Origin of the sequence: Micromonospora sagamiensis, assembly GCF_014680085.1 — a bacterium.
GTDB classification, from domain to species: Bacteria; Actinomycetota; Actinomycetes; order Mycobacteriales; family Micromonosporaceae; genus Micromonospora; species Micromonospora inyonensis.
Window position 1 is genome coordinate 1,691,960 of the sequence record NZ_AP023438.1, and the last position, 24,437, is coordinate 1,716,396.

Below are 24,437 nucleotides of genomic sequence, written 5' to 3' on the forward strand. Positions count from 1 at the left end.
TTGCGGGCGGGTTCGTACCAGTGCAGTTGCGTGGTGGGCAGGACCACCCCGGCGGCGGCCGTGGACCCGGCCACGGCCAGCACCCGGGCACCGGGGCGCTGATCGGCCGGCAGTTCACGGGTCGGCCGGCTCACGGTGAACCCGAGCCCGGGGACGGCGTCCAGCATGTCGGTGAGCATGTCGGCGCGGTGCTGCGGGATGTACGCCAGCCAGGCGGCGGCCACGGCGTCGGGGCGGCCGGTCTCCACCGGTCCGGCCGGCGGCGTGCTGGTGGGCTCCGGCCAGGCCGTGGTGTCCAGGCCGTCGGCCAAGGCCCGGAGGCCGGCGGCGTCGACCGGCGGGACGGCCTGGGTGACCCACCGGTGGGCCAGGTACCCCTGGTGTCGGTTCAGGTTCTCCACCAGGGCGGTCACCGCCGTGGCGAAGTCCTGCCACGACTCGATCTCCGCCTCGTGCAGGATCTCCAGCCGGGAGTTCACGTCGGGCCGGCCCCGGTGGGCGGCCAGGTCGTCCTGGACGCGCTGCGGCAGCCGCCGCACGGCGTCGTCGAGGGTCTCCGGGCGGCCGGTGACGTCCAGCCGTACCACCTCTCCACCCGGGTAGGCGAGGTACGGCGGCTCGGCGCTGGTGCCGCCGTCGACCCGCAGTTCGACCGGGACCGTCAGGCTCGCGGCGAGGTCCCGGGCCAGTTGCACCCGGTCCCGTTCGTGTACGGCGGTCTCGTCCGCCGGGGCGGTCGCGGCGTTGTCGGCCTGCCGGGTCGGGTCGGTGCTCAGCACCACGCGCGCCGGGACCGTGCCGCCGTGCTCGGCGCGTACCGCGCGCTCCAGTTCCGGGACGACGGACCGGCCGTGGCCGGAGCGGGCGATCTCGGCCAGCGCCGTGTCCACGTCCACGACCGGGGTGCTGCGCGGGACCGATGGAACCGGCAACGCCATCGCGTCCACCTGCAATTGCGCCGCGTCCCGGGCGGCCTCGCGGATCGTCCTGGCCTCGTCGAGCATCCGTACCGTGTTGGTGTGCGCCTGCGCCGAGACGTCACGGGCCCGGAACTCCTCGCTCGCGGTCTCGACCTGCCGGCGCAGGTCCGGCAGCTCCGCGCGGACCCGGTCGAGATCCTGTCCGGCGTCCCGGCGGTCTCCGGTGGCCTTCTCCAACGCCGTCCGGGCCGCGTCCAGTTCCCGCCGCACCTGGTCGAGCTCTGCCCGGGCGGCGGCTCGCCGTGACTCGTCCTGGCTGGTGGCGGGGTCGTCGACGGTCTGCCGCGCCGCTGACTCCAGCCTCTCCCGTCGCGTCACCTCCGCTTCGAGTTCCGGCATCGCCCGGTTGAGGTGGTCGATGTTCTCCTCGAGCCGGGCCCGTTCGCCTTCGGCCCGGGTGACGGCGGTCCTGGCGACGTCGAGCGACGCCTCCGCGGCGTCCCGGGCGCCTTGGGCGTCGCGTTCGTCCCGGCGGGCCTGGTCGAGGTCGTCGACGGTGCGCTGGAGTTCCTGGGTGGCCTGCTGGAGGCGCTCCCGCGTCACCTGCCGCACCCGGGCCACCTCGGCATCCGGGGCGTCCGAAGCGTCCGAGGCCGGAGCGGGATCCGGTGCCGTGGTGAACAGCCGGTCGGCGAGGTGACGCAGTGCCGGCCCACGGGTGCCGGTGGCGTTGTCAGCGAGGTGCCGGATCGTCTCAACCCACTGTTGCCGCTGCGGCGCGGAGAGGGTCTGACGCGCGTCCTGCACCAGCGTGGTGACGGCGGCATCGGGGACGTTCAGGCCGGCGAGCGCGTCGGCGGTCAGACGCAGGATCGCCGCGTCCACGGCGTCGACCGGACCGTCGAGGGTGGCGGCCAGGTAGCCGAGGGCTGACACGGCGGCCGGGTCGGCCACGTCCGGCCGGGCCAGCAGGTTGGTCAGCAGGTCCTGCCGCCCGGTCGGCGCCCCCGGCAGCGGGGCCGGGGTCCCGGCCGCTGCCGGGGCCGGTGGGGTGGGGCCGAGCAGGTACCGGTATCCGTCGTCGAGGTGGCCGTAGCGGGCCAGGGTGAGCAGCGCGTCTCGGGCGGCGAGGTCGACGTCGTGGGGCAGTCCCGCCCGGCGGATCTGCAGCGCGCTGTGCACCCGGTCGGAGAGCAGGTCCGCCCGGTGGTCGTCGAGGAAAGCGCGGGAGTCGTCCCAGTTGTCGACGGCGAGCCACTCGTCGAGAGCGTCGGTGACCGGAGGCATCGGATGGTGCACGACGTGGGCCGGCGGCAGTGGGGTGTCCGCCGTCCCGGCCCAGGTGTCGGCCGGTGGGGGCAGCGCCGGGATCAGGTCGGCGGAGGTCGAGACGTCCCGCCACGCGTGGGCCAGGTCGGTCGCGGTTGTCCCGGACGCGGTCACCGCGGCGGCGACCCGGCTGGCCTCGTCCGGGGTCAGGCCGTCGAGCAGTCCGGCGACGCCGTGGTAGCGCATCCGTTCGACGACGTCGAGCGCGCCGCGCAGCGTCGCCGCGTCGCGGCCGGCTGCCGTGGGCATCTCGGTCAGGGATTGCAGGGTGTCCGGCCAGTTCTGCGGGGGGTAGATGGTCCACGCGGCGGAGGCGATGGCCCGGAAGGTGTCCAGTGCGCCGACGGCCGGGTCGAGGATGTCGGCCACGGCTCGCAGGATGCCCGCGTCGGAGACGGCCTCCGGCCCCGGCCGGGGTCGGGTCACCCGGGGGTCGGCGTCGACGAGGTCCGCCAGGGCCCGCAGCCCGACCGGGGCGGCCGGGTCGGTCGGAGCCGCCGGGTCGGTCGGTGTCACCGCGGCCACCGCGCCCGCGAGCACGCGGTGCCGGGCCGCCGCGTCGGCGGCGTCGAGGTAGTCGTACGCGGCGGTCAGTTGTCCGGCCCGGATGGCGTCGAGCAGGGCACGGTGCCGGTCGAGGACCGGATCGCCGGCGGGTGCCGGGGTCGTCCCGGTCCGGCTCGCGTCGGGCTGGGCCGGTGCGGTCGAGGGTGACGCCGGCCGGGCCTGCTGCTGGTCCTGCGTCAGCCGCGTCGCGGTCGGGTCGGCGCGCAGCACCCCGAGGTTGTCCTCCGCGAACTGCCGGGAGGCCGCCCAGTTGCCGTCCTGGAGCAGCCAGCTCGTCAGCACGTCGGGCTCGACCAGGGTGACGGCCTGCGCCCCGGCGAGTACGTCCTGGAACTGCTGGGCGTCGAGGGTCCGCTCGGCCGTCCCGAGGGCGAACGGGTCGTAGAGCCGGTAGGTGCCGTCGGCGTCGACACGCGCCGCGAAGGCGCCCTGGGGGCGGGTGATCCACAGTCGGGTACCGGGGCGCAGCGTGGCGGGCACCTGGGGCAGTGGCCCGGTGGTGGTCCATCCCGGCGGCAGGACAGGGGCCAGCAGCCGCCGTGCCTGACCGGCCCGGGTCTGGGCGGTGTCGGTGTCGTGCCGGGCGGTGTGGACGGCAAGGGGGTTCGCGGGTTTGGCGGGCAGGCCCTCGGTGATCCACTCGCTTGCGCGGTCGTCGGCGTCGGCGCGTGCCTGCCGGATGTGCGTCTCCAGCTCCGGACCCAGCTCCGCAGCGGCGTCCATCTGCACCGGGGTACGCCCCAGCAGCTCGTGGTAGGTGGCCATCTGCCGCCGCAGGCGGATCCCGGCCGCGTCGGCCCGCAGCTTCAGGTCACGGTCCAGGTCGAAGATCACCTCGGGGGCCGTGACCGGGGCGAACGTGCCGTCCGGGCCCTCCCGCAGCTCGACGATCCAGCCCTGCGGGTCGATCCGGTACCGGCTGGCCGTGCCCTGGTCGTCGGTGACGGTCAGGTCGAGGTGGGTCTTCAGCTCGAACGCCACCACCCGGGCCACGGTGCGCGGATCCTGGGCGAGCAGTTGTACCTCCTCCGGTGGGGTGATCGGCGCGGAGCCGGGCGGCAGCACCGCCTGCACCCGCTCGACGATCTCCGGGATCCGCTCGGCGAACTGCCGCACGTCGGCTGCGGGCAGCACGGCACCGACCGCGAGCTTGCCGACCCGGTTCTTCCAGGCGGTCAGCTCGGCGAGGTCGGCGGCGGCCTGCTGCGCGGCGTTGAGCCGCTGGAGGTGGCCCACCGCCCAGTCCAGGGTCACCTCGTACCGGCGGCGGGTCTGCTCGGCGGCACTGGCGGTGAGCCGGAGCGGGCTGACCGGGTCGTAGTGGTTGCCGAGCTGGTCACGGATCAGCAGGGCCACGTGCTGGGGAGCCTGGTCGGGGTCGAAGGTGCCGGCCTGGATGACCCGGTCGGCCACCGGGGCGGCGGCCATGCCCGCCGGGGTGGCGCGTTGCAGCAGGCCCTCCAGACCGATCGTGGGGGCGTCGGCCGCCGGTGCGGGCCAGTCGGCCGGGTTGTTCGCCTTCCAGTCGTACCGTTCGGAGAGCGCGCGCTGGAGCTCGTGTACCTCGTCGGCGAACATCTCGTAGAACCCGTCGCCGCTCATCCAACCGGTGCCGGGGGCGTCGTCGGCCTCGAACCGCGCCGGCTCGATCGGCGCCAGGCCGGCGTCGCGGTCGAACGCGCTGTGCTGGTGCGGGACCGCGACGAAACGCGCCTGGGTGCGGATCCGGACCAGGTACGTCAACCCCTGCATCTTGAGGTGGTTCTCGAGCCGCTTGGTGTCGTCGAAGGTGGCGCTGTGGCTGGCCGGCGCGGTCCGGTTCGCGCCGGTGGAGATCCCGCCGGCGGCCGTCGTGTCCTCCTGCGGGCCGATGTTCGTCTTCCCGATCGGCGAGCCGTAGGACATCCCCGCGTCGACGTTGGGCCGCCACCGGCTGCGCGACTGGGTGGCCGAGGTGGTGAACGCGAACTTGGCGTACCGGCCGGTGCCGGTGGTGGCGAGCTTGCTGATGATCTCCAGCGAGTGCAGCTTGACGTACATCCGCATGGCGACCCGGTTGTTGGACGAGCCGGCGACGAAGAGGTGCGAGCCGAGCAGGTATCCGCCGTCGCCCAGCCCTTCGGAGAGGTGGTTGTCGACGTTGAGTCGGGACAGCAGTCCGTCGAGCGCCACGCTGCCCCGGTAGGCCGGGTCGTTGGCCTGCGGGCCGAGCACGTTGCCCATCAGGTGCCGGGCGGCCGGGTAGAGGTCGTCGACCAGGGCACCGCTGACGTAGGCGTCGCCGGGCAGCGACGGCAACGCGCGCAGGTCCAGCTGCGGCGACCGGGGGACGGGGGTGGCCTCGGCCAGCCCCCGGGGCACCTTGAAGTCGATCCGCCCCTCGTAGTGACGGGTCAGCACCGGCTCCACCGGCGCGAGGGAGATCCAGTCGGCGAAACCGGCGGGCGCCTGGTGCAACGCCCAGTCCGCCGCGTCGTTCAGGGCCGTCATCACGTGGTTCACCAGGTAGCTCGGCTGCCAGCCGTGCATCCGCACCCGGCTGAACTTCATGGTGAGGCCGATGAGGGCCCTGGCCCGATAATGCCCCGTCCAGTCGTAGACGGTCCGTTCCCGGACGACCTGCGCGGCGCCCTTGACGCCACGGCCTGCGCCCGGCGCGAACGACAGCGACCCGGCGGTGGACACCGGGATGCCGTCGACCGAGAAGCCGAACCTGGCCGGCGTGAGGTTCCAGCCCAGCGTCTTTCCGATGATGCGAGCGGTGGCGCCGTAGGCGTGCGCGTAGTTCTCCATGCCGTAGTCGGCAACCCAGTCGGTGTACCAGGGCAGGTCTTCCAGGATGGCCGAGAGTTCCAGCTTGAACATCCGGGCCGCCACCGGGTTACGCTGGTCGACCAGGTAGAACGACACGCCGTTGTAGCGGTGCAGCATGTCGGCGAACACGATGTTGGCGCGCTGGCCGGCGAGCGTGGACTGGAGCGTTTCGAGGCCGCCGGGCAGCGCGCCGACCACCGACTCGTCGGGCGAGACCATCAGCACGCCCCAGCTGGTCCCCGCCCCCGGCCAGTTGTCGTGGCTGGCCCCGAGCAGCCCGGGCCGGCCGGCGTCCACCAGTTCCCGAACGGCGTCCAGCACGGTCGTGGTGGGGCGCGGTCCGCCGTCGGCCGGCGCCGGCCCGGTGAACAGCACCACCTCGTCGACGCCCGCGTGGCCCAGCGTGCGGTCACCGGTGCGGGTCAGGTAGGGCGGCAGGGTCAACGCGCTGAACGGGTTGACGTCCGGGTCCAGGGTGATCCCGAAGTCGGTGGCGAACTGCGCGCGGCGGCGCGGGTCGAGCACCGCGCCGCCCTGCGCCAGGTCCACGGGCCGGTCGGCGAGCGTCAGCGCCCACGTCTGGACCCGGTGCTGGATCAGGTACGCGCCGAGGTCGGGCAGACCGTCGACGGCGCGGCGGGCGGCGCGGTCGGCCAGGTCGCCACGCCACCGGCTGAGCAACCCCGCCACGGTGTTGCCGCTGAGCACCAACTCACCGCGGGACCACCGGCCCATCGCGTCGACCAGCTGCACATCGCTGACCGGCAGCTCCCCGGCCGCGTACTGCGCCAGGGCCTCCGCCTCCGGCAGGATGAACTGCATCATGCGGCCCCGCAGGTCGGCTTCGGGTGGCACGCTGACCCGGCTGGCGGCGAACCCGACCTGCTTGTGGATGCCGGCGCGGACGTTGATGTCGTATTCCGCCTCGAAGGCGTACCCCCGGCCGAAGGCCAGTTTGAGCATTTCCAGGCCGCCGACGCGCTTGGTCTCCGCCGACTCGCTCTCGCTGACCCGCACGCCCGCCGACTCGCCGAAGCTGACGTTCAGCGGGCCGAACTTGTGGCCGAGGCCGATGTTGGGCAGGTTGAACACCTTCGTGAACGACTCGTTGGCGACGTTGACGGTCTCGGCCAGGTACAGCTCGATCAGGCCGGTGACGTACTGGTCCGGGGTGGCGCCGACGAACCGCGCCCCCCGGATCCCGGACACCTTGACCGAGAGCGCCGCTCTGGTGTTCGCCCAGAAGCCGGGCTCGACCAGGGTGGTCGCGCCGTACTCGCCGAGCACGGCCTCCTTGAACCGCGCCTGGAAGGTGACGTGGTTGGTCAGGCTGGCCACCGGCCCGGTCATCGGTCGGCCGGCCTGGGTCAGGTCCCGTGGCAACTGGTTCTGCGCCGCGGCGCGCAGGCCGTGCGCGTCGACGAAGTACACGATGCCCTGGTTGAGCACCGACGGTGCGATGTCGCCGGGGGCCACCTCGCTGAAGGTGGCCGGGTCGGAGTTGAACTTCAGCAGCGCGGCGTGCACGTTGGCGGGGATCAGCTCCGGCGAGACGATCGGGGTGGCCCGGTCGCTGATCCGGACCACGTAGCCCAGGTCGTACGGCGCGTTGACGAACATCACCCGGCCGCCGTACTCCTTCAGCTCCGGCCGGTTGACCACCCGGGTCACCCGCTCGGCGGCACCGACGTTGCGGCTCGCCGACCCGCCGAGGAGTCCGACGGACCGAAGTTCCTTGACGCTCGGCGGCAGCGCGGTGTTCACCCCGCCCTCCACCGACCAGCCCTGGTTGCCGCTCGCGCCCTGGCCGGCGATGCCGAGCGACATCCCGAGGGTGACCGTGCTCACCTCGTCGCTGAGCCGTTCGAAGTGCACCGAGTTGCCGTCCGCGTCCACGTCCGCGGTGATCCGGGGGATCGCGAAGACGGTCACCTCGGCGGTACGCATCACCGCGTTGCGCCAACTGTGCAGGGTGAAGGACATGCCCGCCTCCGGGGCGGGCGCGTCCGGGTCGTCGACGAACGCGGCACCGTCCTGGCCGAGCGAGTCGAAGTGCGACTCCAGGCCGTCGCCGCTCACCATCTTGTTGAACAGGTCCAGGTTGTCGATCGCGGCGTCGGTGTCGCGGTGGACGACCTCGTCGTAGGCGTCCCGCGCCCCGTCGACCATCCGACCCAGCAGCGGCCGTTCCTCCAGGGGCGTACCGGGATCCGGGGTCGCCGGCCGGCTCTGCTCCCCGTGCGCCCACGGCCGGTCCCCGTCCGCCGGAAGGAACCCCTCACCGGCCAGCACCTCCATGAGACCGGCCCGGAGCCGCCGCACCGCAGGCTTGTCGATCCTCGGCAGGGCCTGACCCAGCAGACCCCGCCCCTGGATGACGTGCCGGGGCAGCAGGTTGCCGCCGGTGTCCTCCGGGTGCACGCCGGTGTTGCGCAACCGCGGCCGCCACTGGTCGTGCGGCACCGACCGCGGTCGTCCGCCTGCGGGCACCACCGCCAGGTCACCGTCCGCCAGACCGGCGACGGGATCGGGGGCGAAGGCGTCGGCATCGACGCTGAACCCGTAGTCGAAGGCGTCCGGCTCGGACATCCGGAGCACCGCCGACCCGTTCACCACCGGCGTCGGATGCGGCCACTCGCGCGGGCGGCGGGAGGTGACCACCTCGGCGTGCCACTCGAACGGCACCTCGTGGCCGACCGTCTGACCGGTGTACCGGCCGACCACGACGTTGAGCGACGCCACCGTGACGCCACCACCGTCGTTGCTGGTCCAGCTCATCCCCGCACGGGCGGAGAGACCGAGCTTGGTGCTCTCCTTGTACGCCTGTGGATCGTCGAGACGCCGGGCCAACGGCAGATCCACCGCGCCGCCGAGGGACAGCCCGGCGGACTGCCCGAGGGTGAACTCGCCGCCCTGCCCCACGATGCCGGTACGCACCTGCTCGATGTGGGCCTTGTCGCTGCTGGCGCCCACCCGCGTGGAGCCGCCGCCGAGGCCCACCTGCACGGAGCCGCCGAGACGACGGCCGTACACCCGGATGCTGGCCGCCGCGTTCCCGTCGTCGTGCAACGTGAACGCGAAGCCCCGGGTCATTGCGCCGGCGTCGCCGTCCGTCTCCGGCGTCCGCCGGTTGTTCACCGCCTCGTCGAAGTGCGTCTCCAGGTTCCACAGCTTGCGCTGCAACTCGTTGCGCATCGGGCTGTCGATGGACATGTCGAAGCCGTCGGCGCGCAGCCGGTCGATGACGAGGTCGTACAGCTCGTTCAGACCGGTGATGTTGCTGGCGGAGAAGAGCTCCGGCACCCGCGTCAGGTTGTCCCGCAGGTGCTCGGGCAGGTCGGCGACCACCTGCTCGCCGGCGTTCTCCAGCAGGTGGTCGGGGATCGCCACCACCAGCCGGGCGGCCTCCTGCCCGTCCGCCGGCTCCGGCACCTCCACCGCCTGCCACGGCTGCCCGTCGCCGCGTGCCTCGATCAACCATCCCGGCTCGTACGAGTAGAACGTCGAGTCCGCGCGGGTGTCGAGCACCCGGCCCTTCTCCGCGTCGATCAGGTAGGCGGACTTCTGGTCGACCTTGTTGAGGGTGGCGTTGAAGTTGGGTCCCCAGTGGGTCATCGGGCCGAGCGGCACGTCGACGTTGAAGCCACCCCGCAACCGCATCGCCCGCGTGGTGGTGCCGTCGGACTGGCTGTGCGCACCGGTCTGGAAGACACCCTGGGTGAACTGGTTGGCGTGGAAACGGCCGTTCTCGCTCGTCCGGCCCTCCGTGTCGTCCAGCGACGGACCGGGCGTCTCCGTGTCGAACGAGCCGGCCGGGTTCGACACCAGCTGCGGGTCCTCCGGCCGCAGGCGGGCCCGCACCTCGATGCCACCCAGCGTGAACAGGTGCCCGTCCGCGGAGACCACCTGCGGGTAGTTGTTGAGCAGCCGCTCACGCAACTGTTCCCACTCGTTGTCCCGCACGGTGACGCCCCGCCGGGCCACCTCCGCGCGCAGTCCCTGCTCGATACGGTCGACGTCCGGCAGGTTGGCCTTGGGATCGCCGAGCGCCAGCGCCCGCCGGTCCGGGGTGGCCGGCCGCGCCGGAGCCGACGCGGACGACCCGCCGGGATCGGGTGCGGCCGGTCCGGCGCTGGCCGCGTTGCCGAAGACCCGGACGTCCCGGTCAGCCTCCGGAACACCGGACAGCAGCCGAGCCGCCACATCGGCCACCTCGCGCGGGATGGGACCACCCCGGGACTGGACCACCACGGCCACCCCGCTCGCGGGGGCCGCCAGGGCATCGGGGGAGAGCGTGTGCGGGCTGGTGCCGTTCTGCGCGAACAGGACGACCCCGGTCTGCTCCCGGACCGTCCAACCCCGGTACACCTCGAACCCACCGGCGGCAGCCGCTGGCAGGCCCAGCGGCCCCGGCTGCCGGGGCGGTGCCGGACGCAGCGGCACCCGCCAGGCGTGCGCGGCAGCCGGGAAGGTCTCCTGCCCCCGGGCGTCGACCGGGACCAACTCGTCGACACCGGCCGGCTGCCGGCCCACCACGGAGACCGGCAGCACCAGTTCCAGCCGCCCGCCGAACCGCTCCCGCAACAGCTCCGCCACCCGGGCAGCGGCCACCGCACCGGACGGCGTGCCCGAGGAGCCGGCGGCCGGCGGCGCGACGAACACCTGGAGCGGGCCGGCGGTCGAGGGAAGCCCCCGACGGACGGCCTCCACGACGGCGACCGGGTCGCCGACCGACTCGTCCACCACCAGCCGGGGCCGGTCCGGGCTGGTCAGGTCGGACCAGTTCAGGGTCGTGGCACCGGCCGGCGGCCGTGGACCGGTGTGGGCGAGCACCCCACCCGGGACGTGGCTCAACTGGACGCCGGCCGGCAGCCCGGACACCTCCGACGGGACGAGCGTGCGCCGGTCCAGCCCCATCCCGGAGGTGATCAGGTTCGTCGGCGCCGCAGCGGGCATGCCCCCGAAGATCCGACCGACCCGGTGACCCACCTCGACCGGCAGCGCAGTCGCTGCCCAGCCCAGGAAGACCACCGGCTCAGCCAGCCAGCCACCGGTGTCCGGCAGCAACCGCCGCGCCCCGTCCAACTCGGACTCCGGCCCGATCCACAGGTGGCTACCGCCGTCCCACACCACCCAGCCGTCGCCGAGCCCGTACACGCCGGGCGACTGCTCGGGCAGGCCGTACGGGGCGGGCCGGCGCGGTGCGCCGGTGACCTCGGGCAGGAAGAGATACCGCTCGGGCCGCCCGCTGAAGAAGGTCACCTCGCCGTTGGCGTCCAGCGGCACGATCTGCGGGCTGGGCGTCGGCCGGTCCCGCAGCGCCGACCGGGGCACCGACAGCATGGCCAGGGACTGCGGCCCCAATGCCTGCGCGGTGACCTCCAGCGCCCGAGCCACGGTGACCGGCTGGTCCTGCGGCCAGTGCAGGACGGCCATGGTGGCGTCCTGCGCCCGCAACCCGGCCAGCGCGGTGCCGAGACGGTCCGGGTCGAGCACCGAGGAGTGCAGCAGGACGGCCGGGCCGGGGCCGGTCGGGGGCAACACCCGCGAGCTGATCGGGCCGGGCGCGGCGTCCCTGTCGTGCAGCAGCACACCGCCCACCGCGCGCTGGAGCCGCAGGTCGTCCGGCAGCCCCTCGGCCATCACGACCAGCGGCGCGTCCGGGGACGCGGCCAGCGGAACGACCTGCTGCTGACCGTCCCCGGCGGCCGGGGCCGGTGGTTGCGGGGCCGGCGCGAGCTGCTGCGGGGGTACGGCCGACGGCTCGACCGCCGCAGGGGTCTCCGGCACGAGCGCGTCGAAGTGGACGCCCGGTCGCTCCGGGTCGGCGGCCGATTGGGCCAGATTGACCGGGGTGCCCCCGGCCGGGCCGTACCCGCCCACCGGCCGCACCCCGCCCGGGGCGACCTGGGAAACCTGCATCCGGGCATCGGTCGCGTGCGCCAGCAGCGGTGCCAGGAACCGACCGGCCGGGCTGCCCGACAGGGTCGCCCAGTCGTCCACGGCCGCCTTCACCGCGGCCAGTTCCCCGGGGTCGAGCTGGCGATCGGGGTCGGTCAACACCTCGAACAGGTGGCGGCCGGCGTTCGCCGGGTTCGCCCGCATCTCGTCGAGACGTGCCCGCGCGGTGTCCGGGTCCAGGAGACCGGCGTCCGTCAGGTCACCGAGACGCCGCAGCGCCTGGTCGGGGCTCAGCGCCGCCACGTCCCGCTCGTGTTGCGGCCCGAAGGCGAGCCGCTGCGCGGTCACGTCCGCCGGCAACCGCCCCGCGTTCTCCTCCAGATAGTCCGACACGTGGTCCCGCAACAGCTCGGTGACCCGACCGAGCTCGGACCCCTGCGTTACTCCGGTACGAACCGATTCGGCAACAGCGGCCCGTACCCCGGCCGGATCGGAGAGGAACTCCCGCAGGTCCGCCGGCAGCCGCGCGTCCAGCGCGGTGCGGACCAGGGCCGGTTCGGAGGCGACGAACGCGGACAACAGGTCGCGACCGTCGCGGGGCACGCCGAGCGGGACCAGAGCCGGCCGGGGCGCGACCGGGGGAGCGACGTACGAGGCAGCCGTCTTGCGGATCTCGTCGAGTTCCCACTTGGTGAACCCCGGCTCGTGGAGATGATCGTCACCGCCGGTCCTGGACGTCCTGAGCAGATCATCCGGCGAACCATCGTGCGGCACCCCAGCGAAGTGCTTCAACTCATGCCCATAGGCGCGGGACGGAAGATCCGCAAGCCAGTGCAACTGGTTGATCCGACCCGCCGAACCGTCCTCGCTGACCCAGACACGATCACTGTCCCGCAGGTCACTGCCGTACCGGCTGAGCCGAACCTCCGTCTCCGCGGCCGGATCGAACACCACCGCCACCGCCTGCGGCCCGCCCTCCGGCCGCAACCGCTCGTTGGTCTGCGTCACCCACTGCTCGACAGCACGCAGCGTGCGCAGGATGGACGCCTCAACCACGTCCGCGTCGGGCTCCAACCGAAGACGGAACACCACGTTCCCCGACTCACGGTGCACCCAATGGTCGACGTGGACCCGTACCCCCGCGTCCTCCCCCGCCGTCTCCACCCGGAACGGATGCTCCGCCCCCGGCGTCTCCACGAACCGCAGCGGCTCCGCGCTCTTGAACGTGAACCGATCGGAGTGCACCCGCGTCATCTCGTCCCAGCGGGGCAAACCTTCCATGCTGCGATACGACACACGCCAACCACCGTCAACCTGCTCCACCGACGGCTCCACCCCAGCCGCCCATCCGGAAGACGACAGGGTCTCCACGCCCATACCAGCCGAGAACGAGCCCTTCCCAGGACCCCACTCGAACGCGGCCGGGCTGCCAGGCAGCCCGCCCCCGGTACGCGGACGCTTCTCGAGTGGGCCCGCCGGCCATTCCGGCACGGCTGGGCGCTTGCCGCTGTCGGTCGTCTCCCACTGCGCCCTGAACTCGTCGAACCACTCGTTCGACAGGTTCGTGTCGACGAGCCGGTAGGCGTATGCGGACCGGTCGGCCAACGGCGCCTTGACCACGGCGACGATGCTCGTGACGACGTTCGACTCCTCCAGCCGAAGAAATCGGCCGACCCGCAGGGCGACTTCCGTCCCAGGAGAGAGATCCACCTCCTGCCCGTCCAGCGTCCTGCCCGAGTTGTCATCGCCGAGCGTGAGCGGCAGCGGGTGGGGCGTGCGCCTGTCCTCCTGCATGACGAGATCGATGGATACTTCGTCGAGGAGCACCGCTGGCTCGGCCGATTCCCACAGCGCCATCGAGCGCAGCCGCTCGATGTCGTAGGCGGTGGGGGCCGGCGAGGACAGCTCCAGGTACAGGGGCGCTCCGGTGCCGTTCCTTCCGACCGGTGCTTCCAGGACTGCCAGGGGTTGACCCTCCATGCTGTACCCGAGCCGGAAACGCCCCTCCCTCAGTTCGGCGGCGATGACCGGCGGAAGTCCGTCGGCCACCTCGACCGGTGGGAGCGTGACTCTCTGGCCGCCAAAGGTGATGTCAAATATTCCGCTTTCGCTCACCGGCGCCGTGATGTGGTAGAGATTGCCGAACGTCCACCGGTCGACGGTCTCCCATACCGGGCCGGCTGCCACACTCCACAGTTCGGCCAGCTCGCTGTCGGTGAACCTGCGGGCGATCTCCTGGTAGACGAACCTCTCGGTGCCGTCGGGCGCGGTGTACGGGATTCTGGCAATACCGACACCTTCGCCGTCAACCCTCCCGAAATCGACAGCGACCCTGTCGCCCGGGACAGTGACTCGATCGACATATCCGAGGGAAATGTCGTTGCCGTCAAGCCGAAGCCGAAGAGTCGGACGACCCGCGGTGTACCCGACGGGGACGGGGACGGTGAACGGGTCTTGCAGGTTCCAACGGTTCTCGTCCTCCCACGTGCTCTCCTCGCGGAGGGCGGCGGCGTATCGGCGGTGTTCTTCGAGTACGTCGGCGTGCCCCTGGGGGGAGCCGGGGCGTTGACTGATAGCCGCGAGGTTCCGGTGGAAGGTGTCCTGCAGGAGCGGCCAGTGGCGGATCACCGTGTTCTGTTCCGCCGTGTCGACATCGGTTTTCAGCACCTTGAGCGCCTCGTCGAACACCGCGTCCAGTCGGCGCAGTTCGGTGAGGGCTGCCGGTGACGGGAAACCCTCGGCGATGCGGGCATCGTCTGGGTCACGAGGCTGGCCGAGGTAGTAGGCGCCGTCCAACCAGACGACTGGTTGCGGGACCTCACCGTCTTCGGTTGGCGGACCGATGACGTACGGGGCACCGTACGGATGGTGGATCGCCATCGGCAGACCCAAACCCCAGGCCACGATGTGGGGAACCACGTGCACGACGTCGGGATAGCCGGGCTGGCGGTGTACGAGTTTGTTGAGCAGGTGCTGGTGCAGGGTCTCCCGTCGCTGTTCGGACATGTCCTCCGGATAGGGGAGAAGTGCTCCGAACATCGACTGCTCACCCCGGCGGAGGTCGACGTCCAGGTGGCGGGCCACCAATGCGCCCAGTTCAGCCACGGTGGTGACGCCCGCCTGCGCCAACCGGTCCTGATGGGTGCTCAACACCGTCCCGTAGAAGGCGTCGAGCGGCTGCGCGCCGCCCTCCGCGCGACCGATGCGGAAAACCTCATACGCCCAACGCTTGAATGCCGACCCTTTGTGGGTTTTCCTGGCCGTCAACTGGTCGATCGCCGAGTGCACTTTCCGCCACGGGGCCTCCACTGCCCGCTCATTCAGAGCATTCAGATCTTCCGCAGTAAAGTCCGTATCATTGTCCCGGTAGATGAATCTCTCGGTTCCGTCGGGCGCCGTGTAGGGAATTCTGGCAACAGCGAAGACCTTTTCACCGTCCATCCCGAAATCGACGGCGATCCGGTCCCCCGGGATGGCGACAGCATTCAGATGGCGGATACGCAGGCGCTTGTCACCCACTTGGGCAAACGCCACTGCCATCGAATCACCTTGGGAGGCGACGTTGAGGTGGAGGGTGACCCGACCTCGCTGAGGCCTTGGGTCCTCTCCTCTCCAGGGGTTGGACTGGAACATGCTGTGGAGGTACCGGCGGTATTCCGTCAGGGTGTCGGCCTGCTGCCGGGGCGATTCGGGGCGTTGCCGCTCGGCGAGATCTACCCCGCCGACCCCTTGACGGATGACCGCGAGCTTACGCTCTAGTACTTCCCGCTGGACGGGCCAGTGGCTGCCGGCCGTTCGGAGTTTCTCTTCCACCGCACCGATTCGCGCCAGCAGCATACCGAGCGCCTGGTCGAACAGTCCATCCAGTCGCCGCTTCTCACCGTCCGGTATTGGCGTCCGCTCGGGACCCCTGGCGATTCTGGCGGCGAGGTCAGCATCGTTTGGATCGGAAGGCTGGCCGAGGTAGTAGGCGCCCCTGTAGAAGACAACTGGCAGCTTGGTGGAATCGGACCCCGAACCGATGTCGTGCGGGGCGTCGAACGGTTGGTAGATGCGCACCGACTGGGGTATGAACCGGGCCAGGACATGGACAGCCACATGCGCGACGTCGTGATCACTGTTATAGCCGTACGCGATTTTTCCGATCCACTGCCGGTGCAGGTCCTCTCGTCGCCGCTCGGACACGCCCTCCGGATACGGAAGCAAACGCCGAAACTCCGACGCGTCACCCAGACGGAGATGGGCGGCCAGGCTGCTGGCCGTCCACTCGTGCAGTCTTTGACGGTTGATCCCCAAGTCCGCAAACTGCTTCTTGAAGATGCGGAAAACCGAGTCGTAGAAGTTGTCCGGTTTCGCTCGCGTGAGATCGATTCCGAACACCTCGCCCGTCCACCGCACGAAGTTCTGCTCGTCGAGGTTGCCCACGGCTGACAACTGTTCGATCGCCGTGGCAACCGCCGCCGGCAACGAGCCCGACGTTTCAAGGTTCTCCTGCGGCAAGCCCTGCGCCGCAGCGTCGGACCTCCCCGCCAGCATCGCCGCAGCCGACCCCGGGTTTTTCAGTGCCTCGGTGATGTCGCGTTTCAGGTCGTCGAAGCGCTCGTTGTCCACACCCGTGTCAAGGAGCCGGTAGACGTGTCCGGACCCGTCGACCAACGGCGCACGGACCACGACAGGAATGGTGCCGGCGACATCCGCCCCGACCCGCCCCTGCCACTGCCCCACCGACAGGGTGACCGATGTCCCCGGAGAGAGATCCACTTCCGCCCCGGCCAACGTCCTGGCCGGGTCACGACCGCCGACCGCGATGGGCAGCGGACCGGGCGTCCATTTCCCCTGCTCCAATACGACTTCAAAAGACATCTGCTCGGAGAGAGCCCACCGATCCTCCGGTTCCCACAGCGCGTCCTTGCGCAGCCGCTTGATGTCGTCGACGACGAGGGCGGGCTTGCCCACTTCCAGGTATAGGGGCAGTCCTGTGACGTTCTTTTCGGCCGGCGCTACCAAGACCGCAGTGGGTCGACCGCCCTCGGCGTACCCGAGGATGAGACGGCCGTTCAACTCGGCATGGAGAACAGCCGGAAGCCCGCCGACCACCGGGACGTGTGGGACCACGATCCGTCTGTCGTTCCTCCGGGCCGCCGGGTCGCCGTAGTGACCGGCCACATACCCGCGTCCCGATAGAGGCACTGCCACCTGATAGTGGTCGCTCGACAGCGGCCGGTGGTGAAGGTCCCACACGCGGCCGGCTGCCTTCCCCCTCAACTCGAGCAGGTCACCGTCGCTGAGATTGTGTTCGAATTTTCGGTAGAGGATCCTGTCGGTGCCGTCGGTTACGTCGGTATACCGGAATTCCGCAAAAGCGATGCCCTCTTCGCCTCTCGCCCCGAAATGAACAGGAAGCCGGTCGCCCCGTATGGCCAGTCGGCCGATACTCAGAGGTACGGCCCCGCCGTCCAGCGGCACGCTCAGCTCCATGGACTTGCCATTCCTAAGTCGCTTGACGCCGACGTCGAGCGTAAAGTCGTAACGGAAGTCCGTCGTTTCTTCCTCCCATCGATGATCCGCACGGAGGTCGTCGAAGTATCGGCGGTATGCGGCGAGTTCCCGGGCTTTCCTGTTGTGCGGAGAGTCGGGGTGTTCACGGATGTTGTGCGGAGAGTCGGGGTGTTCACGGATGACCGCGAGCTCACGCTGAAGCGTTTCCCGCAGGACGGGCCAGTGCTTGGAGTTGGTCGGATGGGGGTTGTCCTCCGCCTCCGCGATCGCCGCCAGCAGCAGGTCGCGTGCGTCGTCGAACAGTCGATCGAGTCGCCGCTGCTCGTCGTCGGATATCTCTGTCCGAGGGAAGCCCTCCGCGATGCGGCGAGCGCGTTCGGCATCGGCCGGGTCAGGTAGCTGGCCGAGGTAGTAAGCGCCCTTGTGGAACACGACCGGATACCGGATGACACCAGCACCGGGCTCCGGGCCGATGTCATGCGGAGCGCCGAACGGATGGTGGATCCGCATCGACAGGGACAACCGCGAAGCGATGACGCGCGGAACCACATGCGCGACGTCGTCATCGCCGGTCCTGTGGTACGCGATCTTGTTGAGCCATTGCCGGTGCAGATCCTCCCGTCGCTGCTCGGACATGACCTCCGGATACGGAAGCAACCTGCTGAACTCCGACTCGCCACCCCGGCGAAGGTCAGCGGCCAACTCGCGGGCCACCCACGCGCGGAGTCCAGAAATGCTGGGATCGACCCCCGCAGCCTTCAACTTCTCCTCGAAGCGACGCACCACAGCGTCGTGGAAGTCGTTTGGCTGAACGTCAGCCATGAGATTGATCCCGAACACGTCGCGCGTCCACTGCGCGAACTCCGCCGCGACATCGCGGACTCCACCCGCCTCACCACGGGTTCCCACGGCCGACAACTGCGCGATCGCCGAAGCCACGGCCTGCTTCCAGCCCTGCGGGACACCGCCGGACCCACCGACCGCCTGCACCCCAATCCGCCCCGGAACCTCCCGCACTTCCGCCGGGGCAGTGCTGATCTCGCTTGTCAGGCCGTCGAAGTTCCGGATGTCCACACCGGTGTCGAAGAGCCGGTAGACGTGTCCGGACCCGTCGACCAACGGCGCGCGGACCACGACAGGAATGGTGCCGGCGACACCCGCCCCGTCCTCCCCCTGCCCCGGCCACTTCCCCAGCGACAGGGTGACCGACGTCCCCGGGGAGAGATCCACCTCCGCCCCGGCCAAGGTCCTGGCCCGACCACTACCGCTGACCTCGATGGACAGTGGACCCGACGCAGCGCGAATCGACAGAGGCCCCTGTCGGCTCCACGCCCCCGGCTGCAACACGACATCGAAGGACATCTGCTGGGAAAGAGCCCACCGATCCTCCGGTTCCCACAATGCCCTCTTGCGCATCCGCTCGATGTCGTATCGAGTGGTGGCAGGTTTGGACAATTCCAGGTACAGGGGCTGACCTTTGACGTTCTTCCCGGCCGGCGCTTCCACGACGGCAGTGGGTCGGCCGTCGTCCCGGGCATACCCGAGCAGAAGCCGGGCCTCCTTCAGCTCCCTGATGAGAACGGGCGGGAGTCCGCCGACCACCGAGGCCGGCGGGATCCTCGGCTTCAGGATGTCCTGGCCGGGGGCAGCCTGGCCGAGCCCCACGCTCAATTCCCCGTTGTGTTGCACGGACGTCGTCGTGTAGAAATCGCGCACCAGTGGCGGACGGTCAAGGTCCCATACCTTGCCGACCGCCCTGCTCCTCAGCCTGGCCAGCTCCGAGTCGTTCAGACTGCGGCCGATTTCTCGGCGAGAGTGGACTTCGGTGCCGTCAGCCGCGGTGTACGAGACTTCGGCAAAGCCGGTGCCCACTCCGCCGACCTTGCCGAAATGGACAGCGACCGAATCGCCCGGGACAGCCATCCGATCGACATCAACGGCGGTCGACTGGCTGTTGCGCAACCACACGCGCAAATACCGGTACCCCGCGCCCCTTGCGCCGACGGAGACGGGCAGGTGGATGGTGAACTGGTTTTCCAGGTTCTGCCGGTTCCCGGACTCCCATCTGCCGGCAGTGAGGAGTCTCCGAAGGTAATGGACGTGGTTAGCGAGTTCCCGAGCCTTCTTGTTGTGGGGAGAGTCAGGGTGTTGACGGATGACCGCGAGTTGGCGGTGGAAGGTTTCCCGCAGGATGGGCCACTGGTCGGAGTTGGTCGGATGGGGGTTGTTCTCCGCCTCCGCGATCGCCGCCAGCAGCAGATCGCGTGCGTCGTCGAACAGTCGATCGAGTCGCCGCTGCTCGTCGTCGGATATCTCTGTCCGAGAGAAGCCCTCCGCGATGCGGCGAGCGCGTTCGGCATCGGCCGGGTCAGGTAGCTGGCCGAGGTAGTAAACGCCCTTGTGGAACACGACCGGATACCGGACACCAGCACCGGGCTCCGGGCCGATGTCATGCGGAGCACCGAACGAATGGTGGATCCGCATCGACAGGGACAACCGCGAAGCGATGACGCGCGGAACCACATGCGCAACGTCGAAATCGCCGGTCTGGTCGCGCGCGATCTTGTTGAGCCATTGCCGGTGCAGATCCTCCCGTCGCTGCTCGGACATGACCTCCGGATACGGAAGCAACCTGCTGAACTCCGACTCGCCACCCCGGCGAAGGTCAGCGGCCAACTCGCGGGCCACCCACGCGCGGAGTCCAGAAGCGCTGGGCTCGACCCCCGCAGCCTTCAACTTCTCCTCGAAGCGACGCACCACAGCGCGGTAGAAGTCGTCCGGCTTCGGAAGGTCAGCCAAGAGATCGACCCCGAGCACGTCGCGCGTCCACTGCACGAACTCCGCCGCGACATCGCGGACTCCACCCGCCTCACCACGGGTTCCCACGGCCGACAACTGCGCGATCGCCGAAGCCACGGTCCGCTTCCAGTCCTGCGGGACACCCCCGGCCCCACCGACCGCCGGTGCCCCACTCGACCCCGGGTCCGGCCCGATTGGTGCGGGGTTCTCCGGCAGGGTCCCGAAACCACGCGCCGAGACCCGCTGGTCCCACGCTGCCAGCAGCCGCACGGCTTCGCCCGGGTCGGCATCCGCCAGCCAAGGGGTGCCAGCCACCGATGCCGGCATAGGAATCTCCGCCCACGGACTCCCGGAGTCGACCGGGCCGGTACCCGCCGGCGGCTCCCCGTCCTCGGACGTCGGTGAATCGACCCCTGCCGGCACGTCCGACTCGACCTCTTCGGGTTCAGCCAGCCGATCGACGTCGGACACCGGTGCCGGCGAATCGACCAACGCCAGCGGATCCCAATAGCCGACCGGGCCGGACTCCGCCCGCCAATCGACGAAAGACACCCCGTCCAGCGGCTCCCAGGGGTTGTTCAGGTCGGCATCCGCCAGCCAATCGGTGCCGGACTCCGATGCCGGCGAATCCACCTCCGCCAGCGGATCCGCAGGGTCGACCGGCTCGGCGCCCCTCGGCGTCCCCTCGTCCATGTCGGATGTCGGTGATTCCCCTCCTGACAACAGGTCGGACTCGACCGGTTCGACATCCCACGGCGGCGCCCAGTCCATGGGGAGCTCCGCCGGTGTGTTCAGATTCAGCCCGCTCAGATCCGGGTCCGGTTCATGGAACCCCTGCTCGACAAACGCCGGGCCGATACCAGGCGCATCGTCCATCACCCCCGGGTCAAACGGCTGCCAGGGGGAGCCGGCCGGCTCGGGGGAGCTGGTGTCCGCCTGCATCGCCTGGGACGGGCCGCGCGGCGGGGTGGTGGAGGCGAGCAGGACGGCGCTGGGGTCGATGCTGGTCGTGGTGATCGGCTGCGGGTGTGCGGTGGTGCGGTCGGGAAGAAGGTCGGCGATCGTGGTGGGTCGCCCGGTGCTGTCGAACGCGGCGAGTCGGGTGCTCGATGCGAACAGGTGTCGTAGCCACGGGTCACGTTCCGGGTTGGTCGGTTCGGGTCGGTCCTCGGCGCCGGGCACCAGGCCGTCGCGCACCTTGATGGTCGGTGGTCCGGATGGTTGTGGCTGGCTGTGGAGGGCGAACACGTGTTGTGGTTCGTTGGGTGGTGCGATCCTGACCACGACCATCGAGCCCGGTGCCGCTCGCAGGGCGGCGAGTACGTCCTCCGATCGGACTCCGCCGGGGTGGGCGACGCTCTCGTCTGTCGCGCCGAGGATGTCCAGGAGTTGCGGCCAGGTCCGCGTGGGTGCGGGTCGGCCGTCGGGTCCGATGATTCGGTCGTCGAGTACCGCCCGTTTGCCCGGCCTTCCGTAGGCGGTGGTGTAGGCGTCGAGGGTGGCCTGCACGCACCACCACCACGGGTCGTGGCTGTTGTCGGAGCCCACCGGCGTCTGGTCGACCCAGTCGGCGACCCGCCGCGCGGCCTCGGCCGCCGAGACGGGCTGCCCCGTCGCCGCGACGGGCTGCCCGGTTGCCGCGACCGCCGGCTCCGGTGCCGTGATGGCCGGCTCGCGGCGTCCGCCCGGGTCCCCACCGACCGGCTCGTCCAGCGAGGACACGTTGCTGAACGAATCCCTGCCGCCGAAATCGCGCGTGACCGGGTCGCCGCTGATCAACCCGTCCCGCGAGGAGGCGTCCCTGAACGGATCCGTGTCCCTGAATTCGCGCCTGGCCGCTGCACCATGGTCCGACTCGTCGAGGGACGAGACGCCACTGACCGAATCCCCGTCGATGACGTCGCGTTTGACCGGGTCGCGGCTGATCGGCTCGTCCAGCGAGGAGAGGTCGCTGACCGTCATGGCGTCGTCGCGGCTGGTCAGCTCGTCCTGCGAGGAGAGGTCACTGACCGTCGTGGTGTCGTTGAAGCTGCTGTCGCGGCTGAAGATGTCGTCGCTGGGGACGGAGAGTTCACTGACCGACGTCTGGTCGCTGGCGTCGTGGTGGTTCGGCGTGCCGTCGGTGCGGGGGGCCGCGCCGGCCGACACCGTACTGCGGCCCCCGGCCGCATCCGGCGCACCCGGCGTGCTGGGCGTGGCCGGCACCCCGGACGTGCCCGGCACGCTGGGTATACCCGTCGTGCCGGGGGTGGCAGTGGCCTGGGCGAGTACCTGGTGGTATCCGTTGACCCAGTCCTGTCGGAAGGATTTGGCGACAGCGTCGTCCGGATCGACGACGCCGTACTCCTTGGTCAGGGCGGTGAACTGGGCTTCTGCCAGGCTGGCCGCTGCTGCGGTGTGCTGCTCGGGGGTCACCGGCACCGTCGGCACGTCGGTACGCCGGTTTGCCGGGGTGTCCGTGCCGGCCGGGGTGGCCTCCGGTGCGGTGGTGTCGGAGATGACCGCGGCCGTGAAGCGGGCGGGCAGGTCGGTGACCACCTGTCGGACCACGTCCGCCACGGCGTTGACCTGCGCGGCGCCCGGACTGGCCACCGCAGCCGACGGCACGGTGGGCGGCATGGTGAGTGGTGCGGTGGGTAGTGGGATGGTGCCGAGGATCGCGTCGAGACTCCGGTCCACGTGGGCCCGTACGTCACGCGCGACCGCGGCACGCACGGCGTCCGACGGCACCGCCGCCGCCCCGGCGGTCCCCGGCACGCCCGCGCCGCCCGGCAGCCCAGGGGCCCCCGGCGTGCCAGCCGCCCCCGGCACGCCCGCGGTCCCCGGCACCTGAACGGCCCCTGGCAGGACCAGTCCGCCTTGCAGGGTGACGGGCGTCGGTGTGCCGGTGGTGAGGTACTGGTCGATGTGGTGCTGGGCGGCCAGGTGCACGGCCGAACGCAACGCCTGCCGGTCGAACTCCGCCGGCAGCGCGGCGACGACCAGCTCCGGGCGTACCGCCGCCGGGATCTGCCCGCCGGTCGGGATCTGCCCCGCGAGGGCTTCGGTGACACGGGCGACGGCCTGGTCCCGGACACCGAACAGGTACCGCTCGGTGAGCGCGGTGGCGGGTAGGCCGATCTGGGACAGGAAGGCGGGAACGGTCGGGTCGTTCTGCCGGGCGTCGGCCCACTCGGTGAAGACCTGCTCGACCGGCACGGGAAGCCCGGCCAGGAACTGCCGCGCCTGCCCGGTCCCGGCGAGCAGCCCACCGTAGTGGTCCACCAGTTCCCGCTGGAATTGTTGCCACTGCTCGACCACCGGCGCGCCAGCGGTGGTGACCCACTCCGGCACCGGCACCACCGGCACCGCCAGCGCGGCCGGCACGGGCAGGTTCGGCACGGACCACGACGGCACCGGCAGGTCCGGCACCGACCACGACGGCGCGGACAGGTCCGGTGCCGACCACGCCGGTACCGACGGCACCGGTTCAGGCACCGCTGGTGCCGGTGCCGACAGCGACGGTGCCGACACCAGCGGGACGGGCACCGGGGCCGGCCCGCCGGAACCCGCACCCGCCGGATCGTCGACCTCCGGCTGATAGGCGGACGGGTCCGGAGTGACCGGGATGGGCGGCGGCACCGGCGCGACCGGCTTGCCGTCCGCGGTGAAGCCGGTGCCACCGGGCATAGTCCACCGGGGCCGGGTCGGGTTGAACCCCAAACCGACAGCCACGCGACGCGCGGCGGCCCCGGCCGCGGACGCGCCCAGCTCACCCGACCCCGACAACGCCCCGGAAATCGCGGCCATAGCGAGACCACTGGGGTCGTAGGTCCCGTCGACCATGTAGCTGGCGGCGATATCGCCGACCACCTCCAGGCCGACCTCCGACACCGGCACCATCCACAGACGGGTCAACAGGTCACGCGTGGCATCCGACACCCCGAACTTCGCCAGACCACCACCCACGACCCCGGCGAACCGGCCCATCGCCGGCCCGGCCGCCGTGGTGACACCCGCCACCGCCAACCCGTACAACGCCTGCTTGCCGACCTGCGCCCAGTCGACCCCCGGCATCAGACCATCAGCCACCATGGTGATCTGCGCCAACAACGACGACCCCGGCATGAACAACATCTGGATCGCCGTGCTGCTCGCCGCCGCCCGCACCATCGACGACCTCAGGATCGTCTGGATGATGGTCCGGGTCTTCACGATGTGCGCCGCCGCCTCCACCGGCAGGAAGAACGCCATCGCGAACGCGACCGCCAGCTCCGTCATCATGAAGATGAACATGACCAGCGCCTGACGATCCGTCAGCTCCATCTGGTTGAGGAAGCCCCGCATCGCCTGGGCCACGCCGACCTTCACGTCGGCGACCCCGTCCAACAACTCCACGAACGGAGCCGTCTGCGCCACGAACCGGTCGAAGACCTCGCCCTCGCCCGCCGCCCCAACCACCTTGATCACCTGGGCCAGCTCCGGAACCAACACGGTCCGTAACCGCTCCGCCAACACCTCCAACGCGTTCAGGTCATACGCCAACACCGGCAACTTCGACCGGTGCAACCGCATCCCGGTGAACGCCTCCAACGCCCGCTTCGACGACTCACTGAGCCCCACGGAAGG

The 24,437-nt window shown here is 70.8% G+C and carries 1 protein-coding gene (cut by a window edge); it reads right to left on the minus strand.

The genetic code is table 11. From position 1 onward, the window contains the following. Window positions 1-24,431, minus strand: the 5' portion of a protein-coding gene (locus IGA62_RS07005) for a toxin glutamine deamidase domain-containing protein (RefSeq protein ID WP_190289263.1). Its footprint begins 17,728 nt before the window's first position; 24,431 of the gene's 42,159 nt are visible here — the first part of the coding sequence; the start codon lies at window positions 24,429-24,431; the stop codon falls past the left edge of the window. Window positions 24,432-24,437: the final 6 nt, after the last annotated feature.